The organism is Diaminobutyricibacter sp. McL0608, from assembly GCF_039613825.1.
GTDB lineage: Bacteria > Actinomycetota > Actinomycetes > Actinomycetales > Microbacteriaceae > Diaminobutyricibacter.
Map to the genome: position 1 here is coordinate 3,372,666 of NZ_CP154826.1, position 15,985 is coordinate 3,388,650.

Below are 15,985 nucleotides of genomic sequence, written 5' to 3' on the forward strand. Positions count from 1 at the left end.
GCCTCCGCCACCGCCGGTGCCGGAACCGTTCGTGCTGTTCTCGGGGGCCCCCGATGCGCTGGCGCTGGCTGCCGCAGCGGAGGCCGAGAGACCGGAGGCCTTCAGGGTGATGGCGCCCCCCGCCGTGATGCTGCGGGCTGTCGTCGCTGTGACCGTGTGGTTGGCGATCGTCAGGCCGAGGCCGACGCCGATCGCCGCGGTCGATCCGCCGGAGACGACAGCGCCGGCCGTGGAGGAGGCGCTCGCGTTCTGAGTCGCCGTTGCACTGAAGGCGCCGGCGAGAGTCAGGAGACCGTCGGTCCCGGCGCGCGCCGTCGTGGTGACATTCGAGAGCGTGACCGCGACGGCGGGTGCGATGTCGACCTTGCCACCGCTCGCTCCATCTTCGCTTCGGTGATCGCCGCATCCCCGGCGGTGGCGGCGAGGCTGATGTTCCCGGCGCCTGTCAGTGTGACGCCGTCGTCGATGGTCGCGGATGTCGTGTCGGTGATCAGGTTGAGGGCGACGGATGCTCCGACACCGACGTTCGTGGTGGTCACGCCACCTGCCGTCGGCTCGGCTTTGACTGTGCTGGCTGCGTTGCTCGCCGCCGTGATCGTGGCGTCGCCGCCGGTGAGGACGACCGCTCCGGCGAGTTCGGCGGTCGTGGTCTGGTTGATCACCGCGAGGCCGAGCGATCCGGCCACCGAGATCTTGCCGCCACCGGCGCCGCTGGTCGCCTGGGCTCCGTAGGTGGAGATCGCGTCGGCGCCGTTCACCGTTTCGGTGGCCGAGACGGTGAGGGACTTGGCGTGGATGGTGTCGCCGGCCGGCAGGAGCGCCTGGTTCGTCACGTTCGCGAGGGTGATCGCGACGGCCGCCCCGATGGTCGCCGTCGCACCGTGCGAGGCCGAACCGTCTGCGCTGGTCGCGGCATCCGTGTTCGCGCTCGAGGCGAGGGTGACCAGGCCACCGGATGTGAGCGTGATACCCGTGCCTTCGATCGTCGCCTTCGACGACGTCGTGGCCAAGTCGAGCGCGACCGCTGCCGCGACGTTGACCTTGCCGTCAGAGGTCGAGGCGCTCGGCGCCGTGGTCGAGCCGGAGGTCTTGCCGCCGTTCGCGGCGCTGGTCGCATCCGCGTTGGTCCGCTGCGTCTGCACCTGCTGGTCGACGCCACCACCTGCGCCACCTCCACCGCCCGTGCCGGAGCCGTTCGTGCTGTTCTCGGGCGCACCTGAGGCGGAGGCGCTGGCCGTCGCCGCAGAGGCCGAGACCGGACGCCTTCAGTGTGATCGCGCCGCCCGCCGTGATGCTGCGAGCCGTCGTCGCGCTGACCGCGTGGTTCGCGATCGTCAGCGCGAGCCCGACACCGATCGCCGCGGTGGACCCGCCTGCCACGACGGCGCCCGCCGTCGACGACGCGCTGGCGTTCTGGGTGGCCGTGGCGAGGAATGCGCCGGTCAGGGCGAGTCCTCCTCCGAGCGTGCCGACGCGTGCCGTGGTGGTGACGTTCGAGAGTGTCACAGCGACGGCGGGGGCGATGTCGACCTTTCCGCCGGTCGCGCCCATCTTCGCTTCGGTGATCGCCGCATCCCCGGCTGTCGAGCTGAGTGTGACGTTCGCGGCACCGGTGAGGCTGATCCCGTCGTCGAGGGTCGCCGCCGTCGTGTCGGTGATCAGGTTGAGAGCGACGGACGCTCCGACACCGACGTTCGTGGTGGTCACGCCACCCGCCGTCGGCTCTGCTTTGACCGTGCTGGCTGCGTTGCTCGCGGCGATGATGTTCGCGTCGCCGCCGGTGAGGACCACGGTGCCGGCAACCTCCGCAGTCGTGGTCTGGTTGATGACGGCAAGGCCGAGCGATCCGGCCACCGAGATCTTGCCGCCGCCGGCCCCGCTCGTCGCCTGGGCTCCGTAGGTGGAGATGGCGTCGGCGCCGTTGACCGTCTCGGTGGCCGAGGCGGTGAGCGCCTTCGCGTGCACGACGTCGCCGGCCGGGAGGAGGGCCTGGTTCGTTACGTTCGCGAGGGTGATCGCGACGGCCGCCCCGATCGTCGCGGTCGCACCCTGCGAGGCCGAACCGTCCGCGCTGGTCGCGGCATCCGTGTTCGCGCTCGAGCCCAGGGTGACCAGACCGCCCGAGGTGAGCGTGACGCCGCTTCCCTCGATGGTCGCCTTCGACGACGTCGTGGCCAGATCGAGCGCGACGGCCGCGGCGACGTTGACCTTGCCGTCGGAGGTCGAGGCGCTGGGTGCCGTGGTCGAGCCGGAGGTCTTGCCGCCGTTGGCCGAGCTGGTCGCATCCGCGTTGGTCCGCTGGGTCTGCACCTGCTGGTCGACACCGCCGCCCGCGCCTCCCCCGCCACCGGTGCCGGAGCCGTTCGTGCTGTTTTCCGGCGCTCCCGAAGCGGAGGCGCTGGCCGTCGCCGCAGAGGCCGAGAGACCCGAGGCCGTGAGTGTGATCGCGCCGCCGGCCGTGATGCTGCGGGCAGTCGTCGCGCTGACCGCGTGGTTCGCGATCGTCAGTGCCAGTCCCACACCGATTGCCGCGGTCGATCCGCCGGAGACGACAGCGCCGGCCGTCGACGACGCGCTGGCGTTCTGCGTCGCCGAGCCGATGAATGCTCCGGCCAGCGACATCGCGCCGTCCGTGCCGACGCGGGCCGTTGTGGTCACGTTCGAGAGCGTCACCGCAACCGCGGGTGCGATGTCGACCTTGCCGCCGCTCGCGCCCATCTTCGCTTCGGTGATCGCCGCATCCCCGGCCCTCGAGCTGAGCGTGACGTTCGCGGCGCCCGTGAGCGTGATGCCGTTGTCGATGGTGGCCGTGGTCGTGTCCGTGATCAGGTTCAGGGCGACGGATGCTCCGACACCGACACTCGTCGACGTCACGCCACCCGCCGTCGGCTCCGCCTTCACGGTGCTGGCCGCGTTGCTCGCGGCCGAGATCGTGGCGTTACCGCCGGTGAGGACGACCGGTCCGGCGAGTTCGGCGGTCGTGGTCTGGTTGATCACCGCGAGCCCGAGCGAGCCGGCCACCGAGATCTTGCCGCCGCCCGCGCCGCTCGTCGCCTGTGCTCCGTAGGTGGAGATCGCGTCTGCGCCGTTCACCGTCTCGGTCGCTGAGACGGTGAGTGCATTCGCGTGCACCGAGTCACCGGCCGGCAGGAGCGCCTGGTTCGTGACGTTGGCGAGGGTGATCGCTACTGCCGCCCCGATCGTCGCGGTCGCACCCTGCGAGGCCGAGCCGTCTGCGCTGGTCGCCGCATCCGTGTTCGCCGATGACGCCAGGGTCACGGTCCCGACCGCGGTGAGGGCGACTCCGGTGCCTTCGATGGTCGCCTTCGAGGAGGTGGTCGCGAGGTCGAGAGCGACCGCCGCGGCGACGTTGACCTTGCCGTCGGAAGTCGAGGCGCTCGGCGCCGTGGTCGAGCCCGAGGTCTTGCCGCCGTTCGCGGAGCTCGTCGTGTCGGCGTTGGTCCGCTGCGTCTGGACCTGCTGGTCGACACCGCCGCCCGCGCCGCCGCCGCCACCGGTGCCGGATCCGTTCGTGCTGTTCTCGGGTGCGCCTGATGCGCTGGCGCTGGCTGTCGCGGCCGACGCTGAAAGGCCGGACGCTGTGAGCGTGATTGCGCCGCCTGCGGTGATGCTGCGGGCCGTGGTCGCGCTGACCGCGTGGTTCGCGATCGTGAGCGCGAGGCCGACACCGACCGCAGCGGTGGACCCGCCGGAGACGACCGCACCGGCCGTCGACGACGCGCTGGCATTCTGGGTCGCGGTGCCGGTGAACGAGCCGGTAAGCGACATCGTGCCATCCGTGCCTGCACGAACCGTCGTGGTCACGTTGGAGAGGGTGACCGCGATCGCGGGTGCGACGTCGACCTTGCCGCCGCTGGCGCCCATCTTCGCTTCGGTGATCGCCGCGTCCCCGGCCGTTGCGCTCAGCGTGACATTCGCGGCGCCCGTGAGCGTGACCCCGTTGTCGATGGTCGCCGTGGTCGTGTCCGTGATGAGGTTCAGGGCGACGGATGCACCGACTCCGACACTCGTCGACGTCACGCCGCCCGCTGTCGGCTCGGCTTTGACGGTGCTCGCCGCGTCGCTCGTGGCCGAGATCGTCGCGTCACCGCCGCTGAGGACGACGGCGCCGGCCAGTTCCGCGGTCGTCGTCTGGTTGATCACCGCGAGTCCGAGCGAGCCCGCGACCGAGATCTTGCCGCCGCCCGCGCCGCTCGTCGCCTGGGCACCGTAAGTGGAGATCGCATCTGCTCCGTTGACCGTCTCGGTCGCCGACACCGTGAGCGCCTTCGCGTGCACAGCGTCACCGGCCGGCAGGAGCGCCTGGTTCGTCACGTTCGCCAGAGTGATCGCGACCGCCGCCCCGATGGTCGCCGTCGCACCCTGCGAGGCCGAGCCGTCTGCACTGGTCGCCGCATCCGTGTTTGCCGACGAGGCGAGGGTCACGAGTCCGCCGGCGGTCAGCGTGACTCCGGTCCCCTCGACCGTGGCCTTCGAACTCGTCGTCGCCAGGTCGAGCGCTACCGCCGCCGCGACGTTCACTTTGCCGTCGGAGGTCGACGCACTCGGCGCGGTGGTCGCGCCCGAGGTCTTGCCGCCGTTCGCCGAGCTCGTCGCATCCGCGTTCGTGCGCTGCGTCTGCACCTGCTGATCGACGCCGCCGCCGGAACCGCCGCCACCGCCGGAACCGCCGCCGTTCGTGCTGTTCTCGGGCGCTCCGGACGCGGAGGCGCTGGCCGTCGCCGCAGAAGCCGAGACACCCGAGGCGCTCAGCGACAGGGTCGTTCCGGCCGTGATGCTTCGAGCGGTCGTCGCGGTGACCGCGTGGTTCGCGATCGTCAGCGCCAGTCCGACGCCGACCGCCGCCGTCGACCCGCCGGCGACCACCGCACCGGCCGTCGACGACGCGCTGGCGTTCTGGGTCGCGGTGCCGGTGAACGAACCGGTCATTCCGAGACCGGCGCCGAGCGTCCCGACACGGGCGGTGGTCGTCACGTTCGAGAGGGTGACCGCGATCGCCGGAGCGATGTCGACCTTGCCGCCGCTGGCGCCCATCTTCGCCTCGGTGATCGCCGCATCCCCGGCAGTCGAGCTGAGACTCACGTTGCGGGCGCCGGTCAGGCTGATCCCGTTGTCGAGCGTGGCGGTGGTCGTGTCGGTGATCAGGTTCAGGGCGACCGATGCGCCGACGCCGACGCTCGTGGAAGTAACGCCGCCCGCCGTCGGCTCCGCCTTCACCGTGCTGGCCGCGTTGCTCGCCGCCGTGATCGAGGCATCCCCACCGGTCAGGACGACCGTGCCGGCGAGTTCGGCGGTCGTGGTCTGGTTGATGACCGCGAGGCCGAGAGAACCCGCGACCGAGATCTTGCCGCCGCCCGCGCCGCTCGTCGCCTGGGCGCCGTAGGTGGAGATCGCATCTGCTCCGTTGACCGTCTCGGTCGCCGACACGGTGAGGGACTTCGCGTGCACGGCGTCGCCGGCCGGGAGAAGCGCCTGGTTGGTCACGTTCGCCAGCGTGATCGCGACCGCCGCGCCGATCGTCGCGGTCGCGCCCTGCGAGGCCGAACCGTCCGCGCTGGTCGCCGCATCCGTGTTCGCGCTCGAGGCCAGCGTCACCAGACCGCCGGCCGTCAGCGTGACGCCGGTCCCCTCGATGGTCGCTTTGGAACTCGTGGTTGCCAGGTCGAGCGCGACGGCGGCCGCGACGTTCACCTTGCCGTCCGAGGTCGACGCACTGGGCGCCATGGTCGAGCCGGAGGTCTTGCCGCCGTTCGCGGAGCTGGTCGCATCCGCGTTGGTCCGCTGGGTCTGCACCTGCTGGTCGACGCCACCGCCCGCGCCTCCCCCGCCACCGGTGCCGGTGCCGTTCGTGCTGTTCTCGGGTGCCCCGGATGCGGATGCGCTGGCTGTCGAGGCCGAGGCCGACATGCCCGACGCCTTCAGGCTGATGCTGCCGCCTGCGGTGATGCTGCGCGCCGTCGTCGCGCTGACCGCGTGGTTCGCGATCGTCAGCGCCAGCCCGACACCGACCGCCGCGGTGGACCCGCCGGACACGACCGCACCGGCGGTCGAGGATGCGCTGGCGTTCTGGGTCGCGGAGCCGGTGAACGAACCGGCAAGCGAGAGCGTGCCGTCAGTACCCGCGCGGGCCGTCGTGGTCACATTCGACAGGGTGACCGCGATCGCCGGCGCGATGTCGACCTTGCCGCCGCTCGCGCCCATCTTCGCCTCGGTGACCGCCGCATCCGCCGTCGTCGCGCCGAGCGTCACGTTCGCCGCTCCGGTGAGGGTCGCGGCGTTGTCGAGAATCGCAGTCGTCGTGTCGGTGACCAGGTTCAGTGCGACGGATGCGCCGACACCGACACTCGTCGACGTCACACCACCGGCCGTCGGCTCCGCCTTGACCGTGCTGGCTGCGTCGCTCGCCGCCGTGATCGTCGCGTCGCCGCCGGTCAGGACGACCGCGCCCCCCACCTCGGCCAGGGTCGTCTGGTTCACGACCGCGAGGCCGAGGGAACCGGCGACCGAGATCTTGCCGCCGCCCGCACCGCTGGTCGCCTGGGCGCCGTAGGTCGACGTGGTGTCAGCGCCATTCGCCGTCTCGGTGGCGGAGACGGCGAGCGCCTTCGCGTGCACCGAGTCGCCCACCGGGAGGATCGCCTGGTTCGTCACGTTCGCCAGAGTGATCGCGACCGCCGCACCGATGGTCGCCGTCGCGCCCTGCGAGGCGGAGCCGTCCGCGGTCGTCGCCGCATCCGTGTTCGCCGACGACGCAAGCGTCACGAGACCGCCCGAGGTGAGCGTCACGCCCGTACCGACCAGTGTCGCCCGCGAGACCGTGGTGGCCAGATCGAGGGCGACCGCGGCCGCGACGTTGATCTTTCCGTCAGAGGTCGACGCGCTCGGCGTCGTCGTCGAGCCGGAGGATGCGCCACCGTTCGCTGCGCTCGTCGCATCCGCGTTCGTGCGCTGCGTCTGCACCTGCTGGTCGACGCCGCCACCCGCACCGCCACCGCCACCGGTGCCGGACCCGTTCGTGCTGTTCTCCGGGGCACCCGATGCGGAGGCGCTGGCCGTGGCCGCGGAGGCGGAGATGCCGGATGCCGTGAGGCTGATCGCGCCTCCCGCAGTAATGCTGCGCGCGGTCGTCGCGGTGACGGTGTGATTCGCGATGGCAAGCGCGAGTCCCACACCGACCGCGGCAGTCGAACCGCCGGAGACGACGGCACCTGCGGTCGACGAAGCGCTCGCGTTCTGCGTCGCTGTGCCGGTGAACGCGCCGGTGAGGGTCATCGTCCCGTCGGTGCCGACGCGCATGCTCGTGGTCACGTTCGACAGGGTGACGGCGATCGCGGGGGCGATGTCGACCTTGCCGCCGCTCGCGCCCATCTTCGCCTCGGTGACCGCCGCATCCGTCGAGGTCGCGCTGAGGGCGATGTTCGCCGCACCGGTCAGGGTGGCAGCGTTCTCGAGGGCCGCGGTCGTCGTGTCGGTGACCAGGTTCAGCGCGACGGATGCGCCCACTCCGACACTCGTCGACGTCACGCCACCCGCCGTCGGCTCCGCCTTCACCGTGCTCGCGACGTTTCCGGCGGCGGCGATGGTCGCGTTCCCGCCGGTCAGCGCCACGGCGCCGGCGCTGCTGGCGGTGGTCGTCTGGTTCACGATCGCGAGGCCGAGCGAACCGGCGACCGAGATCTTGCCGCCCCCGGCGCCGCTCGTCGCCTGGGCGCCGTAGGTCGAGACGGTGTCCGCCGCGTTCGGGGTCACCATGGCCGAGATGGTCAGCGATTTCGCGTGGACCGTGTCGCCGGCGGGCAGCATCGCCCGGTTGGTGACGTTGGCGAGGATGATGGCGATGGCCGCGCCGATCGTCGCGGTCGCGCCGTGCGAGGCCGAGCCGTCAGCCGTCGACGCCGCATCCGTGTTCGCCGACGACGCGAGCGTCACCAGGCCGCCGGCCGTCAGGGTCACGCCGGTGCCGACGACAGAAGCGAGCGCGGCGACGGTGGCGAGATCGAGCGCGACGGCCGCTGCCGCGTTGACCTTTCCGTCCGAAGTCGAGGCACTCGGGCTTGCCGTCGACCCGGACGAGGCGCCACCGTTCGCCGCGCTCGTCGCATCCGCGTTGTCGCGTTGCGCTTTCACCTGCTGATCGACACCGGCGCCGGCGCCCCCGCCGCCGCCCGTGCCGGAGCCGGCAGCGCCGTTCTCGGGCGCACCGGACGCGCTGGCACTCGACACCGCGGCGCTGGAGCTGATCCCGGACGCCGTCACGCTGAGGGCCGCACCCGCGGTGATCGAGCGGGCCGTCGTCGCACTCACGGAGTCACCGGCGATGGTCAGCGCGAGAGCGATGCCGACAGCGGCCGTCGAGCCTCCCGCCACGACCGCGCCGGCCGTCGATGTCGCCGACGCCGACTGCATCGCCGTCGCAGTGAACGAGCCGGTGACGGACAACAGTCCGCCCGACCCTGCGAAGCCGATGAGCACCGCCGTCGTCACTGTCGACAGGGTCACCGCGACCGCGGGTGCCACGTCGACCTTGCCGCCGGATGCTCCCATCTTCGCTTCCGTCGAGGCCGAGTCCGTCGCCGTGGCCGTCACCACGGCATTGGCCGCGCCGGTCACGGGGGCACCGTCACCGATCGAGGCGATGGTCCGGTCGGTCACGATGGCGAGGGCGACCGAGGCACCGACGCCGAGGTTCGACGTTGTGACGCCGCCGGCCGACGGCTCGGCCTTCACCGTGCTGCTCGCGTTCGACGCGGCCGCGACAGTCAGGTCGCCGCCGGTGAGGTGAACCGCTCCGGCGAGCGCCGCCGAGGTCGTCTGGTTGACGACGGCGAGCGCGACCGATCCGGCGACCGAGATCTTGCCGCCGCCCGCACCGCTGGTGGCCTGCGCGCCGGAGGTCGATGTCGTGTCGGCTCCGTTGACCGTCTCGGTGGCCGCGATGGTCAACGCCTTCGCGGCGACGGTGTCGCCCAACGGAAGACTGGCCTGGTTGGTGACGTCGGCGAGGGTGACCGCGACAGCTGCACCGATCGTCGCATCCGTTCCGTGCGAAGCGGTCCCGTCGGCGGTGGTCGACGCATCCGTGTTCGCCGACGACGCGAGTGTGACCAGCCCGCCCGAGGTCAGCGTGAGGCCGGGGCTCTCGAGCGTCGCACGGGAGGTGGTCGTTGCTACGACGATCGCGACGGCGGCCGCCGCATTGACCTTGCCGTCGGAGGTCGACGCGCTCGGCGTCGCGGTCGAACCGGATGACGCACCACCGTTCGCTGCGCTCGTCGTGTCCGCATTGTCGCGCTGCGACTGCATCTGCTGGTCGACGCCATTCCCGGCTCCCCCACCGCCGCCCGTGCCGGATCCCGCCGCCCCGTTCTCGGGGGCTCCGCCCGCGGACGCGCTTGCGACAGCGGCGCTCGTGCTGGTTCCGACTGCCGAGAGTGTGATCGCGCCGGTCGCAGTGATCGACCGGGCGGCCGTCGCTGTCACGGTGTGGTTCGCGACCACGAGGGCGAGTCCGATGCCGACGCCCGCAGTTCCGGCACCGACCACCGTGGCTCCGGCAGTGGATGATGCGCTCGCGGTCTGCACGGCGGTCGCGCTGAGTGCGCCGGTGAGGCTCAGGGCCGTCGCCGCTGTGCCGAGCCGTACCGCTGTCGCGACCGTGGACAGGGTCACCGCAACCGCGGGCACCACTGCCACCTTGCCGCCGGCCGCGCCCATCTTCGCTTCGGTCGTCGCCGCGTCCGTCGCTGTCGCGCTCAGCGTGACACCGGCAGCTCCTGTGACGACGGACCCGTCTGCGATGGTCGCAGTCGTCGTGTCCGTCACCAGGTCGAGGGCGACCGAGGCTCCGATGCCGACGTTGCCCGCGGAGACGCCGGTGCCGTCAGCGGGATCGGCCTTCGCCGCTGAGGCCAGGTTCGAGGTCGCGCCGACCGAGAGGGCGCCGCCGGAGAGCGTCACGGCACCTGCGACCTGGGCGAGGGTGGACTGGTTGGCGACCACGAGCGCGAACGACCCTGCGACCGAGAGCTTCGCGTCGGACGCTCCCGCACCGCTCGTCGCGGTGGCGGAGTCTGTCGAGACCTGGTCGCCCGCAGTGTTCGTCACACTGGCGGAGACGGTGAGCGCCTTCGCCTTGATGGTGTCGCCGACCGGCAGGACCGCCTGGTCGGTCGCGTTCACCAGCGTGACCGCGACGGCCGCACCGATGGTCGCTGTTCCCCCGTGGGCGGCCGCGCCGTCGGCCGCACTCGAGGCGTCGGTGTTGGCCGACGAGGTCAGGGTGACCGCACCGGATGCGGTGAGCGTCAGCCCGGCGCCGATCACCGTCGCCCGGGACACGGTGGTCGCGACCACGACGGCGACCGCTGCCGCGACGTTGATCTTGCCGTCGGCGGTCGAGGCGCTCGGGGCCGCGGTGGAGCCCGACCCTTGCGCACCGGACGACGCAGCGACGGAGTCGGCATTCGTGCGCGCACCGGTCACCTGGTCGTCGACGCCAGACCCGGCTGCTCCTCCCCCCTGACCCTGGCCGGAATCCGCCGGGTTCTGCGGAGCGCCGGATGCGGAGGCGGTCGAGGCTGCGGCCGACGAGCTCGCACCGGATGCGGCCAGCGTGATCGCTGCGGCGGTGATCGAACGGGCGACGGTCGCGGTGACCGTGTCGTTCGCGATGGTGAGCGCCAGTCCGAGCCCGATCGCACCGGAGCCTCCCGCGACCGCGCCCTTCGCGGCCGACGATGCCGACGCGACCTGGGTGGCGGCTGCGCTGAAGGCGCCGGTCAGCGTCAGAAGGGCGTCGGTGCCGACGCGTGCGGTGGTCGTCACGTTCGCGATGAGCACCGCTGCATAGGGGGCGACGGCGACGTTGCTCGCGGACGCCCCGCCGGTGGCCGTCGCGCTCGCGACGTCGGAGGCGGTGGACGCGAGGGTGATGTTGCGCGCCCCGGTGACGACCGCGCCGTCGCCGATCGACGCATCCGTCGTGTCGTTGACGATGCCGACGGCCGAGGAGGCGCCGATGCCGGTCGCGGGCGTGCCCGTACCGCTGTCGGACATGAGGGCCTGTGTCGTGCTCGACACGTTCGACGACGCTGTGGCCGAGAGGTCGGCCGTCCCGCCGGTGAGCGTCACGGCGGCTGCGTGGCCTGCGCCCGAGAGAAGGGCGGCGGATGTCGACAGTGCGACCGAAGAGACGGCCACCGAGCCTGCGACTCCGAGACTTCCACCTCCGCCGGCTCCTGCCGTCGAGGTGGTGGTGAAACGATCCGTGCTGTCTGCGACCCCGGCTGCGTTGGTGGGGTTCACTCCTGCGGAGAGCGTGAGAGCCTTCGCGTGGATGGTTGCCTGCGGCCCGACGTTCGCACGGATGGATGCGTCGGCCGCGGTGATGGCGATTGCTGCAGCGATGGTCGTGGAACCCGGTGGTGCGCGGGTCGAGGGTGAGCCGGTCGCCGTCGAGGTGGCCGAGTCGTTGAGGGTCGCCGTCATGCTCACGACGCCGGCGGTGATGGTCACGCCGTCGACCGAGGCGTCGGCGGATGCGGTGTGCACGGTGAGCGCGAGCGCTGCAGCAGCCGAAACCGTGCCGGCCGGGGTGCTGGGCTCCGGAGCGGGCGCCGACCCGCTGCCGCCGCTGCCGCCGGGGAGCGCGCCGCCCGTCGTCGGGGCGGCGTTGTTCGCGAAGGTCTTCGCGCCGGTGACCTGCGATCCCGGCGTGGGCTGGCTGCCGCTGCCCGGAGCGCCGGTGGCGGAAGCGGAGGCCGTGGTCGCTGTCGAGGAGGCTCCGGTCGCGGTGAAAGACGCGTTGCCGGCGGCGGTCATATCCCGGTGCGTCGTCGCCTGCACGAGATGGGTGGCGAAGGTGAGCGCGATCGCGATGCCGACGGCCGCCCCCGCCGAATCGACCTCACCGGTCGCCGTCGTCGTCGCCGACGCCCGCTCGTTCGCTGTCGCCATGAATGCTCCGGTGAGGACCAGCGGAGCGCCTGTCCCGACGACCGCGGCGGTCGTCACGTTGGAGGTCGTGATCGCGACGACCGGGGCGATCGCGATGTTCGGGGAGGAGACGCCTCCGTGCGCCTCCGTCGTCGCCGGCGCGACGGCCGACGAGGCGAGTGTCAGGTCGTGTGCCCCGGAGAGCGCCGATCCGTCCTGGAGTCCAGCGCTCGTGGAGTCGTTGAGGATGTTCAGTGCGACCGTGGCGCCGATCCCGGCAGTCTGGCCGGCGACCTTTCCGGGCAGGGCCTTGACGTCGCTGGAGTTGTTGCTGTTCGCGGCGATCCCGACATCCGCGCCCCCGACCGAGACGGCGCCGCCCGGCGCGACGCTCGCGGTCGTGTTCAGTGTGACGACATCGACGGCGAGAGAACCCGCGACGCCGACGTTCGACGCGCCGCCGGCCCCTGAGGTAGAGGTCGCTCCGAAGGTGTTCGCATTGCCGTTCGTCGGCTGCTGCGCTGCTGCATCCACCGTGACCTTGGGAGTCGTGAGCGTGACGTTGCCGACAGAGGACGTCGTGTTCACGTCGGCTGAAGTGACGGCCACCGCGGTACCGACTCCGGCGGAGCTTCCGCCGACGGTGCTTCCGTCCGCGCTGCTGGTCGCCGTGCCGGACGATCCGGCATGGACCGAGACCGGGGCGGTCCCCGCCGTCGGGCCGCTCGTGTTCGAGACGGCGATCACGAGGCCGCCGCCCGCCGGCGCGATGTATGCGGTGGTGTTCTGGGTAAGGCTCGTGAAGGCGAGGGCGCCCGCGATGCCGATCACTCCGCCCGGTGCGTTCGCGTAGCCGCCGGGGTGCGACGCCGTCGACGTGCTGACGCTCGGCGAGGAATCGTTCTGCGTCGATCCGCCCGGGCTTGCCGTCGCCACGCTCACGACCGTGCTGTCGGAGTCGGCCGCGACGACCAGGCTGCCCGCGTCGACACCCCGGCTGCTGTGGCTGTCGATGTAGGCCGCAGTGTTCGTGGTCACCCGGGAGATCGCGATGCCCGCTCCCGCCGTCGCCGCCGTGCCGTCGCCCGTCGTCGTCACGTTCGTCGCGTTCTTCGCGATCAGGTACAGTACGCCGCGGGCCGAGATCGTCGAGTCGTCGGACACGTGCGTGATCGCACTGGTGTCGATGTCAGCCGTCGCGACCGCTGCGTCGACGGCGCTCGAAGCGCCCGTGCCTGTCGAGTTCACGGTCGCCTGCATGGACGACGAGCTGCGCAGAGTCACGTCGCCGGTCGCATCGAGGAGCGAGGATCCGACGACCGCGACCTGCGCCGACGATGAAGCGCTCACGGTGTTCACACCGGGGATGGAGCCTGCGCCCGGCGTCTGCGATGCCGTCGCCTCGAGGTCGATCGACTTCGCGTGGATGGTCGCGCCCTTCACCGTGACCGACGCCGACGCGGGCGAGCCACCGGTCTGGGTGTCGCGGGCGTTGAGGAGCACCGTGCCAGCGCCGGTTCCGCCGCGGGTGTCGATCGTCACACCGGAGTTCACGATGATCGTGGGTGCGTCGATCTCGAGGTCGACACCGGCCAGGATCAAGTCGCCGATGATCACGACCGTCACGCCGGTCGCGGTGTCGATGATCTTCAGCGAACCGGTCGGGACCGCGAAACTGACTGTCTCCATCGCACCGGTGAGGCTCTTCACCGTGATCTGACCTGCGGCGCCCGGGCCGACCTGGAGGGTGTCGTTGGGGGTGGTGCCGGTGACCACGAGGTCGGACGACCCGTTCACCGTGATCGGTTCGAGACCCGAGTACCCGATGGTGTGGCCTTCGAAGGTGATGGTCCCCGACTGGCTTCCGCTCGGGATGCTCGTGACGTGTCCGCCCGCACCGTTCAGTACGAGCGTGTCGAAGCCGCCCGCACCTCCGTCGAGCCGACCGCTGATGCTCCCGCCGTGCTGGAAGGTGAACGTGTCGCGGTTGCCCGCTGAGCCCTGGAGGTTGCCGAAACCGGTGAACCGCTGGCCGGCGACCGTTCCCGCGTCGGATCCGTCAATCGACCAGGCCGTGTCGGCCGACGGGCCGACGATCGTGTTGCCGCTGCCGGTCGCGGAGATCGTCCTCGCGCCGGTGTAGTCGAGTGCCGCGATCCCGCCTCCGGTCACCGACCCGGATCCGGCTCCCGAGACGGACCAGTGGAGCTGGTCACCGATCACCGACAAGAGGTCGGCGCCGCTGCCGGCGAACGAGACCGGGACCGAGATCGGTCCGGTCGAGGTATCGAAGGTGAGGCTGACCACCTGGCCGCCGACCGTCGTCACCTGGAGGCCGAGGAGGGATGCGATCGGCCGTCGCGTCTCGACGCCGTTGTCGACGATCACCAGGTCGGCCCCGTCGATCCGGACCGTGATCGAGTGGGTCGCGGAGGCGGTGCCCGGGGTGTAGGTCCACGACGAGGGTGACGCCGGCGCTGCCGCGGTCGGAGCAGTCGGGTTCGCGGTCGCGGTCGCTGGGTCGGCGGAAGTCGAGGTGCTCGGGTCCGTCGCGGGTGTCGTCGCTGTGCTGGGCGAATCCGTGGCCGGGCCGGCAGCAGGAGACGACGTCGGCGAAGCGGTGGGCCCAGGGTCGGCCGGTGTCGCCGGAGCTGACGACTGGGCCGGGTCCGGGGGTGGCGCGGGGGCGGGGTCGGGGGCCGGCGCAGGTGCGGGGTCGGGAGCCGGAGCTGCGGGAGTGGGATCGGCTGCCGGGGCCGTTGAGGCCGGGTCGGGTGTCGCTGCCGGCGTCGGATCATCGGCCGGAAGCATCGTCAGGGTCGCCTGCATGAGGCCGGCGCCCCGTCCGCCCGCGATGGTCACAGTGTGCGGTGCTGCGTCTGCCTGGTTCGAGGTCGCCGGGTCAGGCGTGGGCGACGGAGTCGGGGTGGGCGTCGGGTCCGGGGTCGGCGACGGACTCGGAGTGGGGGTCGGCGTCGGGGTGGGAGTGGGTGTCGGTGTCGGAGTGGGAGTCGGAGTGGGCGTCGGAGTGCTTCCGACCTGCGAGGGCCCCGTCGTTCCGGGTCCGCAGGTCAGCGTGCTGCTCGAGGTCGACGTGCTCGACGAACTCGTGACCGTGCCGGAACCGCTCGTCGTGGTCGGTGACGGACTCGGCGTCGCGCTCGGGGTGTTGGATGAGCTGACACAGTTGGTGCCGTGCGAAGCCTGTGACCGGGCGGCTGCCGCGCGCGCCGCGGCCGCCTGTTCGGCAGCCTGCCGGGCGAGCTGCGCCTGCGCTGCAGCGAGAATCGCGGCGAGCACGCGCGGGTCGATCGCGACCCTGCGCACGATCGTGGTCGTCCGCGTGGTGGTCTGCTGCCTGACGGGAGTCGTGACCTGCACCGTCTTCGGTATGACCGTCGGCGGCCCCGCCACAGGCACGAGCGCGGGGGCGGCAGCAGTGCTGGTGACAGCCGGTTTCGCCAGGCTCGACGCCTCGACCGCCGGCACGAAGACAACGGCCTGTGCGATTCCGAGGGCGAGGGCCGAGACCACAGCCACGGTGCCCCAGAGCGCGTGGTGGCGTCGTGCGAGCGGAGCCTCCGCCTGAAGGTCGTCGGGGTGCGATGCGGTCGGTTTTGAGGCGCGATGTGGGCTTGTCTGGTGGACTCTTGGTCCGGAACCCGGCCAAGCCATTGCGCACCCCCAATGCTGCCGAACAGCGCAGGTACCGCACCCGTCAGGGACGTACCCGCGAACTACCGAACGCTGCCGCCGAAGGCGACCGAAACCGTGTGCACGAAGTTGGTGTGGTGTCGGTGGAGCAGTTTCGTGAGAATCCCCTCCCACTGACAACTAAGCACCCTAGGCCTGTTCGGGGGGCACACGCAAGCAAATTGCATATACAGCTGTTTTGGTACGAAATGCTGCAGAATCGCGGAAAACCCGGGGAATTCGCGCCTCTGCAGCCATACTGACCCCTCTTTTGGGGGTAGGAATCCGGTGTCTTGCAGCACATGCCCGGAGCGGAATGAATCGCTTTCGCTCGTCA

3 protein-coding genes are annotated in these 15,985 nt (G+C 71.5%); 1 reads left to right on the top strand and 2 read right to left on the bottom strand.

What is annotated here, in order from left to right:
- Window positions 1-16: 16 nt before the first annotated feature.
- Window positions 17-253: a hypothetical protein gene (locus AAYO93_RS16140; protein ID WP_345762182.1), complete on the top strand. Its 237-nt coding sequence runs from the start codon at window positions 17-19 to the stop codon at window positions 251-253.
- A 31-nt stretch (window positions 254-284) separates the two neighbouring features.
- On the opposite strand, the gene AAYO93_RS16145 is transcribed toward AAYO93_RS16140, so the two are convergent.
- Together AAYO93_RS16145 and AAYO93_RS16150 are read right to left on the bottom strand one after the other, a co-directional pair.
- Complete coding sequence (locus tag AAYO93_RS16145; protein ID WP_345762183.1) at window positions 285-1,142, bottom strand: hypothetical protein; 858 nt, start codon at window positions 1,140-1,142, stop codon at window positions 285-287.
- Entirely contained in the window at window positions 1,048-15,495 is a 14,448-nt protein-coding gene (locus tag AAYO93_RS16150; RefSeq protein WP_345762184.1) for a beta strand repeat-containing protein, read from the bottom strand. Before AAYO93_RS16150 ends, AAYO93_RS16145 begins: the two co-directional genes overlap by 95 nt.
- Window positions 15,496-15,985 lie beyond the last annotated feature (490 nt).